1 protein-coding gene is annotated in these 736 nt (G+C 72.3%); it reads right to left on the bottom strand.

Annotated features, from left to right (window positions below; translation table 11 throughout):
- Positions 1-38: 38 nt before the first annotated feature.
- A partial coding sequence (locus HY68_RS11245) for a VWA domain-containing protein (protein WP_052457066.1) occupies positions 39-736 on the bottom strand: 698 nt, incomplete at its 5' end.

Consider the following 736-nt stretch of genomic DNA (forward strand, 5'->3'; position numbering starts at 1 on the left):
AAGCGGTGCCGGCCGGCGGGTGAGCGGGGTACCGGGGATCAGCTGGTGGTTTCCGGCTTCCAGACGGCGAGCAGCTCGCGGTACACGTCGGCGTGCGGCAGCTCGGCCGGCGCCGGGCCCGCGTGGAAGAACCCGACGTGGTCCAGCTCCTGCTCGGTCTTGCGCAGGAAGTCGAACGCCTTCGAGTCGTACGGGCCGAAGGCCACGAACGCCCAGAACAGGCCCTTGCCGGCGACCTCGTTGAGCGCCAGCCGCGCGGTCTGCTTGGCGTCGGGGGCGCCGTCGGTCTGGAAGACGACGAGCGCGGGCCCGGTGGCACCCGACTTCTCGCGGTGCGCGACGACCTCTTCGACGGCCCGGTGGTAGCTGGTACGGCCGAGGCGGCCGTAACTGGCGTGCGCCTTGTTCACGGCGTCGGAGAAGTCCGTGAGGGACAGGTCGGTCGTGCCGTCGATGTCCGTGGAGAAGAACACCGTGTGGACGACCGGCTCGTCACCGAGATGCGCGGCGAGCGCGAGCGTCTGCTCGGCGAGATGCTGCACGCTGCCGCTCTTGTAGAACTCCCGCATGGAGCCTGACCGGTCGAGTACGAGGTACACGTCGGCCCGCTCGCCGGTGAGCCCGCGCGCCTTGAGGGCGGCGTCGGCGGCGTTGTAGGGAGCGACGAGCGCGTCGGGCACGGTGCCGGGGACGGCGGGCGCGGGCGCCTCAGCGGCGGGCGCCTTGGCCGCGGCGG

Source organism: Streptomyces sp. AcH 505 (assembly GCF_000818175.1).
Lineage (GTDB): Bacteria > Actinomycetota > Actinomycetes > Streptomycetales > Streptomycetaceae > Streptomyces.